This is a genomic window from Paenibacillus chitinolyticus NBRC 15660, assembly GCF_000739915.1.
GTDB lineage: Bacteria > Bacillota > Bacilli > Paenibacillales > NBRC-103111 > Paenibacillus_F > Paenibacillus_F chitinolyticus.
In genome coordinates, this window is the sequence record NZ_BBJT01000003.1 from 749,451 (window position 1) to 769,496 (window position 20,046).

23 protein-coding genes are annotated in these 20,046 nt (G+C 53.3%); all 23 read right to left on the reverse strand.

What is annotated here, in order from left to right:
* Positions 1 to 3 precede the first annotated feature (3 nt).
* The 23 genes from qcrB to ndk all read right to left on the reverse strand — a co-directional run bounded on the left by qcrB (position 4) and on the right by ndk (position 19,951).
* Complete coding sequence (gene qcrB, locus PCH01S_RS08625) at positions 4 to 675, reverse strand: menaquinol-cytochrome c reductase cytochrome b subunit (RefSeq protein ID WP_009675629.1); 672 nt, start codon at positions 673 to 675, stop codon at positions 4 to 6.
* 18 nt (positions 676 to 693) lie between these two features.
* Positions 694 to 1,239 (reverse strand): QcrA and Rieske domain-containing protein, encoded by a 546-nt coding sequence (locus PCH01S_RS08630; RefSeq protein ID WP_016423998.1) that lies wholly within the window; start codon positions 1,237 to 1,239, stop codon positions 694 to 696.
* Positions 1,240 to 1,494: 255 nt separating this feature from the next.
* On the reverse strand, positions 1,495 to 1,944 hold the full coding sequence (locus tag PCH01S_RS08635) for a DUF2487 family protein (protein ID WP_042228420.1): 450 nt from the start codon (positions 1,942 to 1,944) through the stop codon (positions 1,495 to 1,497).
* Positions 1,945 to 2,151: 207 nt separating this feature from the next.
* Positions 2,152 to 2,340, reverse strand: coding sequence for an IDEAL domain-containing protein (locus PCH01S_RS08640; RefSeq protein WP_042228421.1), 189 nt, complete (start codon positions 2,338 to 2,340; stop codon positions 2,152 to 2,154).
* A gap of 54 nt (positions 2,341 to 2,394) precedes the next feature.
* Complete coding sequence (locus PCH01S_RS08645; RefSeq protein ID WP_042228423.1) at positions 2,395 to 2,910, reverse strand: gamma carbonic anhydrase family protein; 516 nt, start codon at positions 2,908 to 2,910, stop codon at positions 2,395 to 2,397.
* Between the two features lie 103 nt (positions 2,911 to 3,013).
* Positions 3,014 to 4,129, reverse strand: coding sequence for a hypothetical protein (locus PCH01S_RS08650; RefSeq protein WP_042228425.1), 1,116 nt, complete (start codon positions 4,127 to 4,129; stop codon positions 3,014 to 3,016).
* Between the two features lie 173 nt (positions 4,130 to 4,302).
* Positions 4,303 to 4,893 carry a histidine phosphatase family protein gene (locus PCH01S_RS08655; RefSeq protein ID WP_174446792.1) on the reverse strand — a complete coding sequence of 197 codons (591 nt, stop codon included), beginning with the start codon at positions 4,891 to 4,893 and terminating at the stop codon, positions 4,303 to 4,305.
* A gap of 49 nt (positions 4,894 to 4,942) precedes the next feature.
* Positions 4,943 to 5,569 carry an anti-sigma factor family protein gene (locus tag PCH01S_RS08660; RefSeq protein ID WP_042228427.1) on the reverse strand — a complete coding sequence of 209 codons (627 nt, stop codon included), beginning with the start codon at positions 5,567 to 5,569 and terminating at the stop codon, positions 4,943 to 4,945.
* On the reverse strand, positions 5,566 to 6,162 hold the full coding sequence (locus PCH01S_RS08665; RefSeq protein WP_042228429.1) for an RNA polymerase sigma factor: 597 nt from the start codon (positions 6,160 to 6,162) through the stop codon (positions 5,566 to 5,568). Before PCH01S_RS08665 ends, PCH01S_RS08660 begins: the two co-directional genes overlap by 4 nt.
* Before the next feature lie 441 nt (positions 6,163 to 6,603).
* The gene (locus PCH01S_RS08670) at positions 6,604 to 7,692 is read right to left on the reverse strand and encodes a prephenate dehydrogenase (protein ID WP_042228430.1); all 1,089 of its coding nucleotides are present in this window, start codon (positions 7,690 to 7,692) and stop codon (positions 6,604 to 6,606) included.
* 25 nt (positions 7,693 to 7,717) lie between these two features.
* Positions 7,718 to 8,818 (reverse strand): histidinol-phosphate transaminase, encoded by a 1,101-nt coding sequence (gene hisC / locus PCH01S_RS08675; RefSeq protein ID WP_042228431.1) that lies wholly within the window; start codon positions 8,816 to 8,818, stop codon positions 7,718 to 7,720.
* 50 nt (positions 8,819 to 8,868) lie between these two features.
* The gene (gene trpA / locus PCH01S_RS08680; RefSeq protein ID WP_042228434.1) at positions 8,869 to 9,696 is read right to left on the reverse strand and encodes a tryptophan synthase subunit alpha; all 828 of its coding nucleotides are present in this window, start codon (positions 9,694 to 9,696) and stop codon (positions 8,869 to 8,871) included.
* Complete coding sequence (trpB, locus tag PCH01S_RS08685) at positions 9,683 to 10,888, reverse strand: tryptophan synthase subunit beta (RefSeq protein WP_174446793.1); 1,206 nt, start codon at positions 10,886 to 10,888, stop codon at positions 9,683 to 9,685. The genes trpA and trpB overlap by 14 nt, the downstream gene beginning before the upstream one ends.
* Positions 10,888 to 11,613, reverse strand: a complete 726-nt coding sequence (locus tag PCH01S_RS08690; protein ID WP_042228437.1) for a phosphoribosylanthranilate isomerase — start codon at positions 11,611 to 11,613, stop codon at positions 10,888 to 10,890. The genes trpB and PCH01S_RS08690 overlap by 1 nt, the downstream gene beginning before the upstream one ends.
* A 93-nt stretch (positions 11,614 to 11,706) precedes the next feature.
* Entirely contained in the window at positions 11,707 to 12,510 is an 804-nt protein-coding gene (gene trpC / locus PCH01S_RS08695; RefSeq protein WP_042228439.1) for an indole-3-glycerol phosphate synthase TrpC, read from the reverse strand.
* Positions 12,500 to 13,540 (reverse strand): anthranilate phosphoribosyltransferase, encoded by a 1,041-nt coding sequence (trpD, locus tag PCH01S_RS08700; protein WP_042228440.1) that lies wholly within the window; start codon positions 13,538 to 13,540, stop codon positions 12,500 to 12,502. Before trpD ends, trpC begins: the two co-directional genes overlap by 11 nt.
* A 111-nt stretch (positions 13,541 to 13,651) precedes the next feature.
* Complete coding sequence (trpE, locus tag PCH01S_RS08705) at positions 13,652 to 15,196, reverse strand: anthranilate synthase component I (RefSeq protein WP_042228442.1); 1,545 nt, start codon at positions 15,194 to 15,196, stop codon at positions 13,652 to 13,654.
* A gap of 350 nt (positions 15,197 to 15,546) precedes the next feature.
* Positions 15,547 to 15,924, reverse strand: coding sequence for a chorismate mutase (aroH, locus tag PCH01S_RS08710; protein WP_042228443.1), 378 nt, complete (start codon positions 15,922 to 15,924; stop codon positions 15,547 to 15,549).
* Between the two features lie 2 nt (positions 15,925 to 15,926).
* Complete coding sequence (gene aroB, locus PCH01S_RS08715; protein WP_042228445.1) at positions 15,927 to 17,021, reverse strand: 3-dehydroquinate synthase; 1,095 nt, start codon at positions 17,019 to 17,021, stop codon at positions 15,927 to 15,929.
* Position 17,022: 1 nt separating this feature from the next.
* Positions 17,023 to 18,186: a chorismate synthase gene (gene aroC / locus PCH01S_RS08720; protein WP_042228446.1), complete on the reverse strand. Its 1,164-nt coding sequence runs from the start codon at positions 18,184 to 18,186 to the stop codon at positions 17,023 to 17,025.
* A gap of 195 nt (positions 18,187 to 18,381) precedes the next feature.
* Complete coding sequence (locus PCH01S_RS30840) at positions 18,382 to 18,546, reverse strand: hypothetical protein (protein WP_164977121.1); 165 nt, start codon at positions 18,544 to 18,546, stop codon at positions 18,382 to 18,384.
* A 62-nt stretch (positions 18,547 to 18,608) separates the two neighbouring features.
* Positions 18,609 to 19,388 carry a CheR family methyltransferase gene (locus PCH01S_RS08725; protein WP_042228447.1) on the reverse strand — a complete coding sequence of 260 codons (780 nt, stop codon included), beginning with the start codon at positions 19,386 to 19,388 and terminating at the stop codon, positions 18,609 to 18,611.
* Between the two features lie 119 nt (positions 19,389 to 19,507).
* On the reverse strand, positions 19,508 to 19,951 hold the full coding sequence (gene ndk / locus PCH01S_RS08730; protein ID WP_009671982.1) for a nucleoside-diphosphate kinase: 444 nt from the start codon (positions 19,949 to 19,951) through the stop codon (positions 19,508 to 19,510).
* Positions 19,952 to 20,046 lie beyond the last annotated feature (95 nt).

Below are 20,046 nucleotides of genomic sequence, written 5' to 3' on the forward strand. Positions count from 1 at the left end.
ATTTTATAGCGGTCCGGAAATCCCCTGCCTGCGAATCATCAAGAAGTGTCCGGCCAGTAATGCGAGGAGAGCTGCAGGTAGGAAGAACACGTGAAGTGCGAAGAATCTCGTCAGCGTCTGCGCACCTACAATATCTCCACCCTGCAGGAACGTTTGAACGTATTGGCCCAAGAATGGGATCGATGCCGCGATCTTGATCCCTACTTGCGTAGCATAGTAGGCTTTGTTATCCCAAGGAAGCAGGTAACCGGTAAAACCAAGACCAAGCATAACAAAGAAGATCAGCATGCCGACGACCCAGTTCATTTCACGAGGCGCTTTGTACGAACCCGTGAAGAAAACGCGGAGCGTATGTAACAGCATCATAACGATAACAAGGGATGCTCCCCAGTGGTGCATACCGCGCACGATAACGCCGAATGCTACCTGGTGCTGCAAATAGTCAACGCTTGCATAAGCGTTGATAATGTCCGGTGTATAATACATCGTCAGGAACATACCGGACAAAATTTGAATTACAGTGACAAAGAACGTCAGACCGCCGAAACAATAAACGAAAGCGGAAAAATGGTGAGCCGGGTTGACGTGTTCGGGAACCTCGTGATCGGCTACGTCCCTCCAGATCGGCGTGATATCTAGACGTTCGTCGATCCAGTTGTACATATTTTTAAACATCTGATCGTTACGCCCTCCTTATTTCGCCCTTGTGTTAGCGTGCAGCTGTCCCAGATAGACGAATCCTTTATCGATTTTTACGTCGTATTCGTCCAGCGGAGCTGGAGCTACCGCAAGGTTTTTGCCGTCAGCGGTGTAATGCGCGCCGTGGCATGGGCAAAAATACTGGTTTTTGTACTCCGGATTGTTGTTCCAGTTAACCGTACAACCCAAGTGCTTACATGTCGGGTTCAAGGCGAAGATTTTGCCGTCTTGACCCTTGGTGATCCATGCGGTCAGTTCCACATCGCTCTCGTACCAGCCGTCCACCTGATGGACCTGAAACGTGAATGATGTGGGCTCATTCGTAATTTTGGCTTCTTCAACTACTTTGATCCAATCCGAAGCCTTCTTCGGCTGAAGCACCGGATCCACCGCGAATCTCAGCATTGGAGCTACCATACCGGCCGCCATGAAAGCGGTGGTACCGCCGAGCGTGTACGAAAGAAACTGGCGGCGGGACATTTGACGCCGTACTACTGGCTTCTTGCCATGGTGCTCATTCGAATTGTTGCGTTCACTCATTTCGCGTGCTACCCCCCTAAGCCATTCAATTTGTCGGCATGACAAATCGAACCTATATCACGTGTCGTTCGACATTATCTTACACTTCATAGACTAGGACATTACTAATAATATCCTACGACCTTTGGGGCGTCAAGGATGTAGCCGCAAGGTCTTGGGAGTGCCTTCTCGGGTTGTGTTGCGATTTTAACAAAATTGTCACAATTTCCCCCGGGAAACACGCCATCCTTTTTATCTTTACCAAATTTTCGAATTCTAACGAATCTCTTCAGATTTTTTTGAAAACCAGAGCTGTTCGATCCGTTCCCCTATCTCTTTCTTCGCTTCCTGTCCGGGATACCGCAGCGCCTCGGGGGAAATGTGTACGATCAGATCCGCATTCTGCAGCTGCCAGGCCCCGATCTCCGGATGTGCGGTTACCACGACGACATAAGTGAAACCGGCCTTCCTTAGCTGCCCGCAGGTCCTTTCCACGTATTCACGATCCGTATCCTCCGGGGTGCAGTAATGGAGAGCCGGGTACGTGACGACTCTTCCTTTGTAAGGTATCTCCAGCACGTCCAGGACGTCCCTGAGGCTTTCCAGGGCATCTCCCGCTTCCCAGGGCTGCTCCCCGCCGCCTAACCCCGTAACGGGAAGCAGACAGGTGTCCAAATACGGCTGCAGATCCGTCCAGTCTTTTTCCGTAATTTCGCTAAACTTCATCGTTCTCTCCCCTTCCGGTCAATAGAGCTACTTTACCATATCGGGACAAACGCCGGGTACCCTTTTTATCCCGTGAAAATCAAAAAACCCCCTCCTTCCGCAGAAACGCATCCACCTGGATGGTCCGCAAGAAAGAGAGGGTAATGACGGGACATGCCCGGTTGCGGCAGTCCTGTTTTTTAACAAGTTTTGTGACAACAGGGCAGCCTAGCTGGGGGATTGGATGGATTTGAGTTCGGCGGTAAGCGCTAGAAATGTAGCTTCATCACCCTCGGCTAGAGCGCTGTCAATCTGTTGATAGAGATGATTTTCTTTATATTTCCGCATGGCGTCGTCCATTACCAATTCAGCGATCAGACCCAGCAGCGCTTCATTTGAAACATTCATTCTTCCCATAGGGATCTACCTCCAGGTATCGTCCGCACAATGCAGAGCAGCGATAGGATTGTATTACTTCCCTGGTTCCATCCGGTACTCTCTTCCCTTGCCTACATAGTTATCCGTCGTGCGTTTCATCCGTTCGAGATCCTGAGGTGTTAATTCCCGCACAACTTTTGCCGGAGTTCCCAGCGACAGCGTATAAGCCGGAAGAATCGTACCTTCAGTCACGAGAGAACCTGCCCCTACTAAAGCATATTCACCGATCTCGGCGCCGTTTAGTACGATCGCCCCCATTCCGATTAATGTGCCCCTGCCTATACGGCAGCCGTGTATGAGGGCACCATGACCGACGGAAACGTCGTCTTCTACGATCAGCGGCTGGTCCGTGTTAACATGACCGATGCATCCGTCTTGAATATTGCACCGGTTCCCGATCCGGATCGGAGCCAAATCTCCTCTCAGGACGGCATTGAACCAGATGGTGGAATCTTCACCGACAGAAACATCTCCGATAATTTGTACGCCCGGGGCGATGTAGACCGAAGACGCGATAGCGGGAAATAAGCCTTTAAAAGGATGCAGCATAGCGCCACTCACTCCTCTGGATTTTTTTCTCATCATAAATGCCGGAAGGAGAGGCCGTCAACGTACCGGGCGCCCGCTAAGGACAGCCGGAGTTGACGGGGCGCTATTCTTTTAATTCGATTTTGTCTTCCTCGGCAATCATGTTGCCGGCAATCGTTTTGCCGCCCAGAGGGGTGATGCGGACCACGGCTCCGGCATGCTCTTCTTCCCCGACGGCAAGCAGTCCCAGATGCATCATCATGGCGATAATCCGCTGTTCGAAAATCGACTCCGGCGTATCGTAGTAAAACGGCCGGATTAACGGACACAGCACTTCCGCAAGCGACGCGGTCGTCACCCAAGTGCCCGCCAGCCGGGCCGTCCATTGTACGATCGACTGGAGGTTGTAGACAGGGCCTTTGTAAAGCCGGAGCCAGAAGCGGTACAGTTCGTCCTGGCCCGGCTTAATCCCGGCGTCCGTCATTTCCGCGCCTTTCTCCGTCAGGTGCAGCAGCCCGCTCCGTTCCTGGAGAAGCTCCTGGAAGAAGCAGTAATCGTAGATCAGCGAGAACCGGTTCGGATATTCCTTGAATTTGCGTCCGTAGCCGAATCTCCATGCCGTCTTGCCTACAAGCTCTTCCTTGACCGCCATGCCGCCCAGTATCTGGGACAGCTGCCGCTTGTACATGACGTCTTCATGGGTCAGCAGCACTTCATGGTCCCTGATATACCGCATTAGCTGAAGCACATCGTCAGCCATCAGGGTATGTTCCTCACGATAGACGGCAGGATCGTTCGTATAAATAAGGCGGCTTTTGTAATTGCGGGTCAGCACATCGCCGAAACGCCGCTTCAAATCATTTGGCACTTGAAAAAGATACTTGGTCTGCTGGGAATAGCCGTGAAACAGCCAGCCGTGCTTTTTGAATTTCGAGATCGTGTCGCGCGGGTTGGAATTTTCCTTCTCTTCCTTCAAAAACTTGGCTTGCTGCACGCGGGCAACGAGCTCTTCCAGACTGAGCAACCCCCGCTCTTCAAACAATAGGGTGTTTAAAAACCGGAGATCTTCCATCGTCAGCGCGTCTACCCGCTCTTCGAAAATGTCCCTGCGGCTGACCGTAGTCAATATAGACTGGATCAGCTCGTTCTTGGAATGCATATTGCACTCGCAGGCATAGGTATCCGCTATCCGGTTTAAATCGTGGATATCCGCGTAACTGAGCATATCGGCCAGATTCAAGTCCGCCACCTCCTTTCACGATTCCTGTCCGTCTTTCATGAACGCAATCCTTCTAGTTAGCCGTATACTTGTTGGTACTACTCAGTATGGGAATAAATCCCTGAATTAAACCTTTTCACGCAAAAAAAAGCACATCCGCCTTCCGGCAGACATGCTTTTCCTGTTTCCGTCGCTCACACGATTAAATGCTCCGTACAATTATACAGCGTGCATTCCCAAACGGCCGTGCCTTGGCGGACAATCGTCAAAGACGCGTTCGTAAGCGGGTCGTCCCGACGCTCCAATCTCATCGTCTCCAACGCTCGTCCGATAAACGCTCCATGGCTGACGATCAGCATCCGGCTGCGGGGGTATTTCACGCTTAAATCCGCATAGAACGAAAGCCAACGGCTGCGGACCTGTTCGTCCGTCTCCCCGCCAAGTTCGAGCTGCAGCCAGTCCGGTCCCCAGCGGTCGAGCCGTTCCTGAAGCGTCGTACCCTCTACCTGACCGAAGCCTTTCTCCCTGAGCCTGCCGTCCGTTCCGGCTATCGGGATGCCCGATCGTTCGCTGATCAGCTGCGCGCTTTCCTTCGCGCGTTTCAAATCACTGCTGATGATGCCGTCCCACGCTTCTCCGCGCAGCCGTGTACCCAGCCGCCTTGCCTGCTCTCTTCCCTCTTCGGTAAGCTCCGTGTCGAGCGCTCCCTGTATTTTTCCCAAAAGGTTCCATTCAGTACTGCCATGCCGGATTAACCCGATTGTGGTCAATATAATCTCCTCCATAAACAAACCAGCTCCGTAAGAGCTGGCGGGTGCTTTCCTAAGTTTTCTCTTATCGTTTGCCGCGTTGGATCCAGGCATGAAACAAGAAGCTCGCAAACAAGCCGATCAGCGATAACGCGATGAGATGATGAACGTAAGGCGGTAAAACAAACGTACTCTTATTCGGCATAACCGCCGAAACATTCAGGCCCGCAACGGCCTGCTTCATCGTGCGGCCGTTCATCGCCGAAGCCCCTTCCATTCCCGGCGATCCGGCATAGGCATGCTCATACGTCAAGCTTAACCCTTTCCCCAGAAAAGCGGGAGACGAGTTCAGTGAGAGGCACAGCAGTACGCCTACGAAAAGCAGCAGGCAGAAGGAAGCCGCCAAACGGCCCGCGCCGCGAAATTTGCCCGCGCGTCCGGAGCTTGCCGCGGCTCCCGCCTCTGCGGGATAACGCCACGGCTCGTAAGCGCCGATCCGCTGCATGACCGAATCCGCGATGGATACTCGCGGGACAGGCGTATCGGTACGCAGCGATAAGCGGATCAGGTCCCGGCACTCCTGCCACGCGAGGAACTGTTCCGAGCATCGCTTGCAGCTGTCCGAATGTACCCGGACGGCCTGGCGCCTCAGCTCGCTGGCCGTGCCTTCTATGCATTCAAGCAGCCATTCCTGAACATCCTCACATTTCATCTCCGCGTCATCCCCTCGCATTCTTCCAGCCAATTATCGGTGTGGTAGTAGGGCTCCATCTGCAGCTTTACACTGGCTCTGGCCCGAAACAACAGCGATTTGACCGAACTGACGGTTTGTCCCAAAATGGATGCGATCTCCTGGTAATCCAGCTGATCGTATTCCCTCAGGATCAGAGCCGATCTCTGCTTCTCCGGCAGACTATTGATCGCAATCCGGACCATGGAGACTTTCTCCTTCCGTATGACGGTCTGTTCGGGAAGCGATTCAAACGAAGTTTGAGGGGTATGTCCGCAATTGTCCAACGATATTTTAACGATTTTGTGTTTGCGCATTTCACTCAGCACGGTGTTCCGTGCGATCGTATACAACCAGGTAGAGAAGGAAGCTTCCGCTTCACGGAACGAACTCAGGCTCCGGTAAGCTTTGTAAAAAGTTTCGTTGCACAAATCCTCAGCCATCAGCTCCAGTTGGGCGCTTTTGAGCATATGATAAATAAAAACGAAAATTTTGCGCTCATAACGGTGCATCAGCTCGTTATATTTCCCTACATTTCCATCCTTAACCTCACGAATCAACTGGGTATCCGTCATTACGTGCACCCCTCCTGCACAGTACGTTCGGGTTCCCCGCTTCCGTTACATGCTTATACCGGGCGGGAACCAAAAAGTTGCGCGGTCTGCGGGCTAACTTCCATCAATCGAAGCACAACATGATATCACTATAACAAATATTGCATAGAGCTGTAAAATTTTCTCCCGTCCGCTGCGATATCGAAAAAAGGCAAAAAAAAACCACCTCTACGAGGCGGCTGCACAATGTGCGATTATCGGATAGGAGTGGAGAGAAACCATACTGTACTTTTATTATATGAATCCGTTTACAAAAAGTCAATGCTTTTTTTGAAAACGTTTACGAAAAAGTTTTTGAAGGCCGGTTGCCTCCACTAAAAAAGCCTCTCCCCCGCATAAGCCTGCATAAAGCATCTATGCATATCGGGAAAGAGACTTCATTGTTTCACACAAGAAAACGACCTAAACGTGGATGGAAAATTGCTCGCTGAGCAGGGCCGATGCTCTGTCCGCGGTTTCCTGGTCCCGAAAAGACAGACGGAGTACGCCCGGCACGTCGAGCCGGCTCTCGATGATCTGCAGGTTGCTCAAGTTGAGCCGATGCTTACCGAGCAGCGTTGCGATCTGCCCGATCATTCCCGGATGGTCCGGAATATCCGCGTAAATATCGTACAGCGGCGTAAGCATTCCTTTCCGGCGGTCCGGTACCTGCTTGCGGAATGTCCCGGCTACCTCAAACTGCTTCTCGATGCCCTCAGCGTCTTCTTTCTCGAGAAGCTCGCGGAACACCGAAATCTGCTGATCCCAGTCGTCCAGAAGCTTCAGCAGAACGGTGCGGTTGTTGATGAGGATATCCCGCCATATAAAAGGATCGCTGGAAGCGATGCGCGTAATATCGCGGAAACCACCGGCCGCCAGGTTTTTGTAAAGCTCATTGGATTCGTTGTACGTGCGGATCTGGTTAACGAGCGCGACTGCAATCATGTGCGGCAGGTGTGAGATGGCTCCCACGATATCGTCGTGTTCGCGTGCGTCCACTCGGATAATCTGGGCTTGCGTATACGCAAGGAGTTTGGCCAAACGCTCGACTTCAGCAACAGGCGTGTCCGTGCCCGGTGTCAGAACGTAGAATGCATTCTCGAACAAATGCGAAGAGGCGGCTTCCATGCCGGAACGCTCCGAACCGGCCATAGGATGACCGCCGATGAAATAAGCGTCCTTAAAGCGCAGTTTCTCCGCACACTGAACGACGGACAGTTTGGTGCTGCCCACATCCGTTATAAGGCAGCCCTTTTTTAAGGAGAACTGCTTTAACCGTTCGAGATACGTTTCCAGCGCCCCTACGGGCACACACAGAAAAATGATATCGGCGGCTTCGGCCGCCGCCTGCATCGAAGTCGTTCCTTCGTCCACGATGCGTCTTTTCACCATATTTTCCACCGACGTCGGGTTATTGGAGTGGCCAATGACCGTAATGTCCGGTTTGCCTTTGAAGCATAAAGCGAGCGAGCCGCCAATGAGCCCGACGCCGAAAATTGAGATTGTCGTCATGTTTGATAACCTTTTCCTATACGTATTATGATTCTTGGACAGCCCCGTGAAGCACAAGCTCAAGCGCACGAACGAACGCTTCGTTCTGCTCTCTGCTGCCCACCGTTACTCTCAGCATGGTCGGGAAATCGAGCTTTTCCCCGCTGCGGACGATGATGCCGTGACGAAGAAGCTCGTCAAATACCGGACCGGAAGGACGGCCGATATCCACCAGGATAAAATTGCCGTGGGCCGGATACGAGAAAAGGCCGAGTCTTCGGAACTCGCCGAGGAGATACGCGATCCCTTCCCGGTTGAGCTTGCGGCACTGCTCCACAAAATCCTGGTCTCGGATAGCCGCAGCCGCAGCCGCTTGGGCCAAACGGGTCGTATTAAACGGCTCCCGCACCTGATTGATCGTGCGAATCACGTCCGGATGTCCGATTCCGTAACCGATCCGCAGGGAAGCAAGCCCGTAAATTTTCGAGAACGTTCGGAGGATCACGATATTGGGATATCTGTTTAGCAGCTCCAGACTATCCGGGTAGGCCTCATCGGTCGTATATTCGTAGTAAGCCTCGTCGAGAGCCACCATGACATCAGAAGGAACCTTGTTCATAAAAGCTTCCAGCTCCTGTCCGGTCACTATCGTTCCGGTCGGGTTGTTCGGGTTGCAGATCCAGACGATTTTCGTCCGTTCATTGACGCGGCGGAGCATTTCGTCCAGATCGTGTTTGCCGTCTTTTAAAGGAACCTCAACCGAAATCGCGCCTTCGATCTCCGCGTTATGTTTGTATTGAGGAAACGTGTGGGTCGCCATGATCGTCTCGTCTCCGGGTACGAGATAGGCCCTGGCGATCATAAGGATCACATCGTCCGACCCGGCTCCGAAAATAAGCTGGTCCGCGTTAACGCCATAGTGACCGGCAACGGCTCGCGTCACCTCCGCACCGGCTCCGTCCGGATACAAGGTCAAGTTGTCCAGGTCAGCCAAAATCGCTTCTTTGGCTTTGGGCGAAAATCCGAACGGATTTTCGTTGGAAGCCAGCTTGATTACGTGCTTCAAGCCAAGCTCCCTTTTCACTTCGTCAATCGGTTTGCCCGGCTGGTAAACCGGCAGTTTCGTTACCTGTTGTTTGGGACGCATATCCATCACCTCTGCCAATCTCTCTGTCTGCATTCTTCGTGCTATATTCGTTAACTTTGCGTTTGATAAGACGCGCCTTTCAAGTCTCTGACAAATTCACCGATTTGCTTCAGCGCATCTTGTTTCGTACTTTCGTCCTGTAGACGGTGTTCCTGTTCGCCGATCCGGCGGACGATGGCGCTGCCTACAACGACCGCGTCGCACGTTTTCTCGAAGCGTTCGACCTGCTCGCGGTTCGAAATGCCGAAGCCGATTGCGATCGGCAAATCCGTGGCCGCTTTTACCGAAGCCAGGAAATCGTCTACACCCGCATGAAACTCGGAGCGCACACCCGTCACTCCCATGGAGGACACGCAGTAGATAAAGCCCGAAGCCCGGCTGACGATTTTCTGGACACGCTCATTGGAGGTCGGAGCAATCAGCGGAATCAGATGAATGCCGTTGCGCTCCGCGAGCTGCTTGGCTTCAGCGTCTTCTTCCATCGGCAGATCCGGAATGATCACACCGCTGATATCACTTTCTTTCATGAGTTCAAAAACGCGCTCCAGCCCGATGCGAAGGAGCGGATTGTAGTAAGTAAACAAGATCATGGGCAGCTCGGAGCCCTCGCTGCGCGCCTGCTTGGCGATTTCAATGACCTTCAGCACGGTAATCCCGCTTTTCAGGGCGCGTCCGGAGGACTCCTGAATAACGGGGCCGTCCGCGAGCGGATCGGAGTACGGAACGCCGAGTTCCAAGAGGTCCGCGCCGGACTTCTCCAGTTCATGGATAATATCCAGGGTAACGTCCGCTGTAGGATCTCCAACCGTAATAAAAGGAATGAGTGCGTTCTTGCCGGCGGATCTCAGCTCCGCGAATTTACGATCAATGCGATTCATGATCTGCACCTCCGAGATAGCCCATGATAGCTTCCACGTCTTTATCTCCGCGACCCGACAAGCAAATGATAAGAAGCTCCTCCGGGGACATAGTCGGAGCCGTTTTTATCGCCTGCGCGACCGCATGCGCGCTTTCCAATGCCGGAATAATACCTTCCGTCTTACAGAGAAGCTGCAAAGCGTCGAGCGCCTCGGCGTCGGTGATTGGCAAGTATTCAGCCCGCTTCAAGTCTTTCAGGTAAGCGTGCTCGGGTCCAACGCCGGGATAATCAAGGCCGGCCGAAATGGAATGGGCCGGAATCACCTGGCCGAATTCGTCCTGAAGCACGTAGCTGAGAGATCCCTGGAAAACACCCGGGCTTCCCTTCGTCATCGTTGCCGCATGCTCCTCGGTATCCACGCCGCGTCCGGCCGCTTCCGTCGCGATCAGGCGCACCCCTTCATCGCCGACGAACGGGTAGAACATCCCCATCGCGTTGCTGCCCCCGCCTACACAGGCGATGACCGCATCGGGCAACCGTCCTTCGAGCTCCAGAATCTGCGAGCGCGTCTCGTCGCCGATCACACGCTGGAAATCGCGGACGATCATCGGATACGGGTGCGGACCGGTTACGGATCCGAGGATGTAATACGTATCGTGCACGTTGCTGACCCAGTAGCGTAGCGTCTCGTTGCACGCATCCTTGAGCGTACGGGTGCCGGACATGACCGGAACGACTTCCGTTCCGAGCAGACGCATGCGGAATACGTTCAACTGCTGGCGCTTCATATCTTCTTCGCCCATGAACACCTTGCATTCCAGGCCGAGCAGTGCCGCAACGGTGGCCGTGGCGACGCCGTGCTGTCCCGCTCCGGTTTCGGCGATCACTTTCTTCTTGCCCATTCGTTTAGCCAGAAGCGCCTGGCCGATCGTGTTGTTGATTTTGTGCGCGCCCGTATGGTTAAGATCTTCGCGCTTCAAATAAATTTTAGCGCCGCCAAGCTTCTCGCTCAGCCTTTGCGCGTGATAAAGCCGTGTCGGTCTGCCGGAATAATCGTGCAGCAGCGTTTCAACCTCTTTCACAAATTCGGGATCCTGTGAATATTTACGGTAAGCTTCTTCCAGTTCGATCAGTGCGTTCATTAATGTTTCAGGTACATATTTCCCCCCGAAACGTCCGAATCTTCCATGTTCATCTGGTACTGCTGCCATTATCCTGTCACCCTTTCCACAAAAGCTGCAATCTTGGCGATATCTTTGACACCGTCCGTCTCGACTCCGCTCGAAACGTCGACTCCGTCGATTTCATATTGTTCAATGAGGTCGCCGACATTGTCGGGATTTAACCCTCCCGCTACAATCAAGGGCATGCCCGCGGACAACGCCCATTTACGGGCTGCGGGTATACAATCCCACGAGAATGTCCGCCCCGACCCTCCGCCGTAAACCGGATCGAACGTATCGATCAATACGGCATCCACTGCATCGCGATAAGGATCCAACCGCTGTATCCAGCCGTTCACTCCGTCTTTTATATCCGAAAAAGAGCTCTCGTTGACAGGAGGCTCTTCGTTTTTAATCGAGGATACTTTCCAAAGCTCCACACCAAATTGTTCTTTGATGCTTCTGCACGTTTCAGGCGCCTCTTCCCCGTGAAACTGGATAATATCCAGTTTGGCGACGGACAAAACATCCGCGAGCTCATCCCGGGTGGGATTGACAAACACCCCGACCGTCTTGGGAACACGGTGACCCTGCTGAGCACGTTCATGCAGAAACGAAATCATCTCGGAAGCTTGCTCCGGTGTGATTCGTCTTCTGCTGGGTGCAAAAACAAACCCGATCTGGCTAATCGGGAAATGTACGATTGATTTTAACACTTCAACGCTTTGAAGTCCACAAATTTTTACGTCCGGTCTTTTTGAAACCGATCCCATTTTCTTCACTCCCCGGCAGTCAAAAAGCCTGTTTTACCGCCATTACTTCCACTCGCTTACGAAGGAAACTTCTTCTACGGCTATTCCTTTGCATTAAAAATTCCGGGTCATACTGCGTTCGCCCATCAAGTCATGGACGGCTTGGCCGACATCCGGCTGTCTCATAAAATGCTCTCCGATCAGCACGGCCTGTGCGCCGGCTTTACGGACGAACTCCAGATCGTCCCGGGAAGATATCCCGCTTTCGCTGACTAGAATCCGGTCGTTCGGCACGATCGCCGCCAGTTCTTCCGTCGTCTTGATATCGGTCACGAACGTTTTCAGATTCCGGTTGTTAATGCCGACTAGTGTCGCGTCCTGCTCCAGAACCGTTTCCAGCTCCCGGCGGTCGTGAACTTCCACGAGAACGTCGAGCCCGACATCCTGCGCGAGCTGCTTGAGTTCCTTAAGTTCGGAAGGCTTGAGAATGGCCGCAATCAGCAAAACGGCATCCGCGCCGATGACTCTCGCTTCCAGAACCTGCAGCGGGTCGATGGTAAAATCTTTGCGGAGCAGCGGCACGTTTACCGCTTCACGGACGGCGCTTAAATAGTCGTTGGCGCCTTGGAAATAATCTTTGTCCGTCAGCACCGAAATGCAGTCCGCTCCGGCTTCGGCATAGGCCGAAGCCAACCGGACGGGATCGAAATCGGCGCGGATGAGTCCTTTGGAAGGAGAAGCCTTCTTCACTTCCGCAATGAGTCCCGTCGGCCGATTTCTTCCGTCCCGCAAGGCACGTTCGAATCCCCTGCATGCCTGCAGGCCGGAAATACGGCGCTCCAGCTCGGAGGAGCTTACCTGTCCGCGAAGCTCTTCAACTTCTCTGCGTTTGGTTGTTACGATTTTTTCAAGAAACATAGCTCAGATCTCCTGTATAGTGGGCTAATTGCTGTAATTTATCCATAGCTTTGCCGCTGTCAATGACATCGGCCGCCACCTTGACGCCTTCTTGAAGCGTGCCGGCAATTCCGGTCACGTAGAAGCAGGCGCCCGCATTGGCAAGCACGATTTCGCGGTGTGCGCCTGTGGCGCCGGTGAAAATCGTGCGGATGATTTCCGCATTCTCCGCCGCATTCCCTCCCTGGATGTCTTGCAGGGAATAAGTTTGCAGGCCGAGATCGTCCGGAGTAACGGCGTACGTGTTCACCGTTCCGTTTTTCAATTCCGTCACCTGGGTAGGCGCGGAAATGCTGATTTCGTCCAAACCGTCGTAGCTGGAAACCACGACCGCCCGTTTAAGGCCGAGCGCTCCCAGCACTTCGGCGACCAGTTCCGTCTTAGCGCGCTCGAACACTCCGAGCACCTGACGGTCGGCGCCGGCCGGGTTGGTCAACGGGCCCAGCAGGTTAAACACCGTCCGGACACCCAGCTCACGGCGGGGACCCGCAGCGTGCTTCATCGATTGGTGATACCGCTGGGCGTACATGAAGCAGATGCCGATCTGATCGAGGCACTGCGCCGCCTGATTGCCGTCGAGCTCGATGTTTACTCCGAGCGCTTCCAGCACATCCGCGCTGCCGCTGCTGCTGGACATCGCACGGTTGCCGTGCTTGGCGACCCGGATGCCCCCGGCTGCCGCCACGATAGCGGAGGCGGTCGAGATGTTGAACGTTCCTGCCCCGTCCCCTCCGGTTCCGCAAGTATCCAGCAGATTATCCTGGATGGTCTGCACCGAGGTCGCTTTAAGCCTCATCGCTTCGGCAAAACCCGTCACCTCTTCGATTGTTTCTCCCTTAATCCTCATCGCGGTCATCACACTGCCGATTTGAGCGGGAGTCGCTTCCCCATCCATAACCGACAGCATGACCTCCCTCGCTTCATCGCGGGATAAGTTCCCGCCTCCAATGAGTGTCGAAATCGCCCGCTGAATGGTACCATTCGCCGCCATCTGACCGTCCTCCTTCTTCGAAATGGATTTTAACCTGCCGTTCATCTGCCATCTATCTGCCGTTCGTTCCGTCTTCTAATTCCGGCCTTACAGGCCGCCTAACCTTCCCGCCTAAAGGGCCGGGACGTGGACATAGTAGTCGAGGTTCGGATTATCCGCCGCACGTCTAAACATCGCTTCCGCGGTACGGATCGCTGTCATCATCCCCCGCGCCTTGTTCACCGTCTCCTCGTATTCTTTCTCGGGATCGGAATCGAAAACAACGCCCGCTCCGGCCTGGATGTAAGCTTTGCCGTTTTTGAAAACGATGGTCCGGATCGTAATCGCCGAATCCATATTCCCCGAGAAGCCAAGGTAGCCGATAGCGCCGGAATAGGTGCCTCTTTTTTCATTTTCAAATTCGGCGATAATCTCCATCGCTCTTAGCTTCGGCGCCCCGGACACCGTGCCCGCCGGCAGACAGGAGAGGAAGGCATCGAAGAAGTCCTTTTCTTTGTTCATCGTCCCCGACACGTTCGACACGATGTGCATCACGTGCGAGTAGCGCTCGATCTGCATAAAGCTGTCGCAGGACACCGTACCGTACTCGGCAACCCTTCCCACATCGTTGCGCACGAGATCCACCAGCATCAGATGCTCCGCACGTTCCTTCTGGTCCGCGAGCAAATCTTGCTCAAGCTCAAGATCGTGTTCGGGCGTTTTGCCTCTCGGTCGTGTACCCGCAATGGCTCTTGTATCCACTCTCTCGTCCTCCACGCGCACCAGCATTTCGGGAGAGGTTCCCACGATGATTTCATCGTCCATTTTCAAATAATACATGTACGGAGAGGGATTCAATGTCCGAAGCACCCGGTAAACCTGCAGCGGAGAAACATCCGTATCCGTTTCGAAACGCTGGGACAGCACCACCTGAAAGATGTCACCGGCCTTAATATATTCCTGGGCCGCTTTCACATTCGATACGTACTGTTCTTTACTCAGATTGGAACGAAAACCGTTCAGATCCGCAGTCGTTTCCACTTCACTATGGGTCATCATGGTCGAAGGGAGCGGCTTTTTGAGCTTTTGTATCGTCGCGTCCAGCTTCTGACAAGTTTGCCGGTAAGCCTCCGCTATCGTTTCCTCGCTGGCTCCGTCGGGGATATGCACGTTCGCGATCACGTTCATCTGCTGTTTGAAGTGATCGAAGGCAATGACCTGGTCGCAAAACATGAACTGGATATCATCCATCTGAATATCGTCGACGCGGTGTTTGGGAAGGTTCTCATAATACTGGAGAAGATCATACCCGAAAAACCCGACCGCTCCGCCCGTGAATCTAGGCAGTCCCTCAATCGAAGGGCTCCGGAATAACGCAAGCTGGCTTTTCAAAGCTTCGAGCGGTTTTTCTTCCGTCGTGACCGTTCTTCCCTGCGTCTCCAGATGAGTCTTGCCGTCGCGTGCCCTTATAATGAGAAACGGGTCTGTACCGATGAACGAATACCGGGCCCACTTAATGCCGCCCTCTACGCTTTCAAGCAGGAACGCGCGTTTCTCTTCGGCAACATGCTGAAATACTCGGATGGGTGTCTCCGTATCCGCCAGCAGGCAGCGTACAATCGGTATCAGATTGTATTCTTTTCCTAAGCGGATCACTTCTTGAAGCTCGGTATTCATTCTTGTTTTCCCCTTTCTACGGGCAGCATTTGTAAAAATAAAAAAACCTCTACGCATCCGTAGAGGTTTGGTTGAGTTCATTTGATTGGTAAGAGTGCAGAAATTCATGGCGCACCGTCTAAAGCCATAAAGGTTCGCTAAAAGAACCGGCTGTAAGACTACTGTTCCCCGATCTGCAGAAAAAAACTACAGAACCCCCTTTGTTATCAAAGGAACGGAACGGTTATTATCGTCCTTTCGCAACTCATGCGAAATGCTAACGATAGTTATGCGCTGCCTATGCTCAACTCTACTCTTCTCAACTGATCTCATCTAAGCTCTACTCATCTATAATAACTATACTATCCGGATTAAGGATTTGTCAATTTCACAATATCCGGACGCAGAACCTGCGCGCCTTTTAAATAAACGTGCCGCATTTCATCCTGCCGTTTCGTCGTATTGGCCAGTACCATAAGCCGGATACATTTCGGAAGACTGTTGTCTACATCGATTTCGATGGAGCACATAAGCGGTACGAGGTCCCAGCCCGGCATCTGGCGGATGGCTCTCGCAGGGAACGTTGCGGTCAGTTCTTTGGTGACTGTAATAAAAACCGAGGAAATCTCATCGGGTTTCACTTCGTTCTCGCGGACAATCTTTTCCAAAAGCTCCAGCGTAGCCGCCAGAATCTGTCCTTCTTCGTTGCTTTCCACGGTTGTTGCGCCGCGGATTCCTCTAACGAACATGATTATGCCTCCCGCTTAAGTTGTTCCACGACTTCTTCCACCCATTCCCGGCGGACGTCGTTTCGGATTTCCACCTGCCCGACAGCCGTAGGTATAATGAACGTCATGGTGCCTTCCTTAAATTTCTTATCGTGCATCAATGCGCTCATAATCCGGGCCGTGTCGTACTGCTCCGGCAGACGGACCGGCAGCCCGAAGCTTTGCAGGATGCGCTTGGTCACCGTATAGATGTCCTCGGAGTATCCGAGCTTCATGGCAAGCCGCGCCGAACCGACCATCCCGATGGAGATGGCTTCGCCGTGCAAGAGCTCGTTATAGCCCGCGACCGCTTCTAGAGCATGGCCGATCGTGTGGCCGAGGTTCAAAATCGCCCGGAGACCGTTCTCACGCTCATCCTGTGACACAACCAGAGACTTGACCTTGCAGCCCTGGTAAAGCCCGTACTGCAGAGCTTCCGGGTCCAGGGACAGCAGCTTCTCCCGGTTGTTTTCCAGCCACGTCACAAAATCGGCGTCCCAAATCAGACCGTGCTTGATCATTTCCGACAATCCCGCGGAAATGTCCCGCTGCGGCAGAGTTTGTAACGTGGTTACGTCGTACAGCACCATCTCCGGCTGGTGAAAAGCGCCGATGATATTTTTCGCCAAAGGATGATTGACCGCAACCTTGCCCCCGACACTGCTGTCATGAGCCAGAATGGTGGTAGGCATTTGTACAAAGGCGATGCCGCGCATAAAACTTGCGGCAGCGAAACCGGCGAGGTCTCCGACGACGCCTCCGCCCAGCGCGACAATGGCGGACTTGCGGTCCAGCCCGGCTTCAAGGGCTGCTGTAACGATTTTCTCCAGCATCTGCAAAGATTTCGAGCCCTCGCCCGGCGGCACGATAAAAGAAGACGCCTTGTACCCGCCGGCTGTCAGGCTGTCCATGACGGGCTGAAGATGATGGCGCGCAACCGACTCATCCGTAACGACCAGCAGCGGGGCGCGTTTACTGATGGCATGTTTGTCGAAATACGCGGCACAGTCCTTCAGCAGCCCTTCTCCCAAGTAGATTGGATACGAGCGCTCGCCGAGATCAACTTTCAGCTCCATCATCTTAGTAGCTCTCCACTTGCTTCAAGTAATTCTCATAATTGCGGCGAATCTCTTCGAGAGAATCTCCGCCGAATTTCTCCATGAACGCCTGCGCGACTTCCCAGGCCACCACGTTCTCCATGATGACGCCGGCAGCTGGCACGGCACAGGTATCGGAGCGTTCCACTTGAGCCGTGAATGCTTCTTTCGTATCGATATCCACGCTCTGAAGCGGTTTGTATAGAGTCGAGATCGGCTTCATGACGCCTCTTACGACAATCGGTTCGCCCGTCGTCATTCCGCCTTCGAAACCGCCTGCGCGGTTGCTCGCCCGGCGGAAGCCTTTCTCGGGATCATATTGAATCTCGTCGTGCACGCTGGAGCCGCGCAGTTTGGCCGCTTCGAATCCGATTCCGATTTCGCAGCCTTTGAACGCCTGGATGGACAGAACCGCCTGAGCGATGCGGCCGTCAAGCTTACGGTCCCACTGCACGTGGCTGCCCAGACCGACCGGCGCTCCTTCCACGATAACTTCCACGATGCCGCCAAGCGTATCTCCGTCGGCCTTCGCCGCGTCAATAGCCGCGATCATCGCCGCTTCCGCTTCGGGATCCGTCACTCTTACCGGAGACTCTTCCGTAATCGCGATGAGTTCGTCGATCGGAAGCTGCGGAGATTTCGCCTCCACTTCGCCGATGCGGACGACATGGCTCGCCAGCTTGATGCCGAACGCTTCAAGCAGTTGTCTGGCGACGGCGCCGCAAGCTACGCGCATCGTCGTTTCCCTGGCGCTGGAGCGTTCCAGGATGTTGCGGAGGTCGCGCTGGTTGTATTTCAAGCCGCCGTTGAGATCCGCGTGACCCGGACGCGGCCGGTTAACCCGACGTTTTCCCTCGTCCGTATCCGGCTGCTCCTCTATGTTCATAATGGAAGTCCAGTGCTTCCAATCATTATTCTCGACGACCAGGGCAATCGGCGCACCTGTCGTTCTGCCGTGGCGCACACCGCCGGCAATGCTTGCGGTATCTTTCTCGATCTGCATCCGGCGTCCGCGTCCGTGGCCTTTCTGCCTTCTATGTAATTGGAAGTTCATGGCTTCAAAATCAATCGTTACATTACTCGGAAATCCTTCGATGATCGCAGTCAGCTGCGGACCATGTGTTTCCCCCGCCGTTAAGTATCTCACTACTCTTGCTCCCTTCTAATCCGTACAACTACGGTACCGACAAACACTTTAGCGCTTTCAAGTGCCTAAGTTTTTCTATCATTATAGTATACCCCTATGCGTTTGACAACCGCACGCACAAAAAACACGCCCTGCGTGCCAGGCGGCATCAAAGCGTGTTTTATCCGGTTTCCATTAGACCTGTGCTTCCGATCGTCAGCCGCCGGCAGATTGCTTCTGCCAAGGACCGGACGGACCGGCCATCTTCGGATCGTTCATCATCCCGAGAATCTGCACGGAATCTATGCCTAGAATCTGCGCACACTCCTGCATGGTGATAAACCCCCGGCGATAGGCGGAAATAACTTTTCGTTTATCCATTTGAGTCCTCCTTGAAAGACAGTACTCCAAGTATCGGTTTCAAAAGGAAAAGTTATACATTCCTACCCCTTTTTCCGGTAAAAAAAGGTATCCGCGGGTTCGAGGTCATACTGGGCCGGAGAAAAAATCTGCTCGGTGGAACCGACGAACAGAATGCCTCCCGGTTTCAACGCTTTGGAAAATTTCTGATACAGCCGGTGCTTCGCTTCTTCCGTAAAATAAATGATAACATTGCGGCAGACAATCACGTCGAAGCCGCTGTCGAAACGGTCCTCCAGCAGATTCTGCTTCTGGAATTTCACCGCTTTCTTGAGTTCGTCGGAGACGTGGAAACCGAGCTGCTCCTGTTTGAAATACGTTTTCACGTAGTGGGGCGGAACGTCCTTGAGTGATCTTTCCACATAGATGCCCCGGCGCGCCTTTTCCAGCGCTCCTTCGTCAATGTCCGTCGCAAGGATGGAGGCGTCACGCAAAGCGCCCATGTGGGACAAGATCATAGCCAGCGTATACGGCTCCTCGCCGGTTGAGCAGGCTGCGCTCCAGACCTTAAGATTCCGGCTCGCGTTTCTCAGTTCCGGCAAAAATTTCTGTTCCATCACTTCCCAGCGGTTCGGGTTGCGCCAAAATTCGGAGACGTTGATCGTCATCCGGTCCAGAAATTCGTAAAAGAGTTCTTTGTCTTTCGACATGGCATCGAAATAGGCCGAGAACGTATTGTAGCCTTTTTTGATCCGCAGCGTCGTCAGACGCCTTTTCATCTGAGCTTCTTTGTATAATGCGAGATCTATCGATGTGAAGTCTTTGATTTTGCGGATAAATAACGGAAAATCGTCGTTTTCCAAGTTGTATCCCACCTCTGATGTATTTGTCCAGGTGTTGATATTCCCTATCCCGGGCGAATTCTCCTGCAAAAAAGAAAAAGATATAGGCAAAAATGCCCATATCTTTTTCCCTAATCCGATTAAAGCCAGCGGGATACGTCGCGCTTGTAATCCAAAATTTCTTCCGGTTTGAAGAAATGGTTGATCTCGCGCTCCGCGCTCTCCGGTGAATCCGAGCCATGAATCAGGTTTAATCTCGTATGTAAGGCGAAGTCGCCGCGGATCGTTCCGGGAGCCGCTTCCAGTACGTTCGTTTTACCGTTCAGAATGCGGGAAAGCGCAATAACCTGCTCGCCCTGCCACACCATGGCAAATACGGGACCGGAAGTAATAAACTCTACAAGCGGTTCGAAGAAGTCTTTGCCTTTATGTTCGGCATAATGCTCTTCCGCCTGCTCTCTTGTCATCAGCATCAGTTTAGCGGCTACCAGCTGGAAGCCTTTCTGCTCCAGTCTCTTGACGATCTCTCCGATCAGTCCGCGCTGGACGCCGTCCGGTTTTACCATTAGAAAAGTTTTTTCCATGTAATCTGCCTCCAATTGGTAGAAAAGTAATCTCTCTTACTGTACCACCGTTTCAGCAGCACGTACAATGAACAATTGCACACATCCGTGAAACC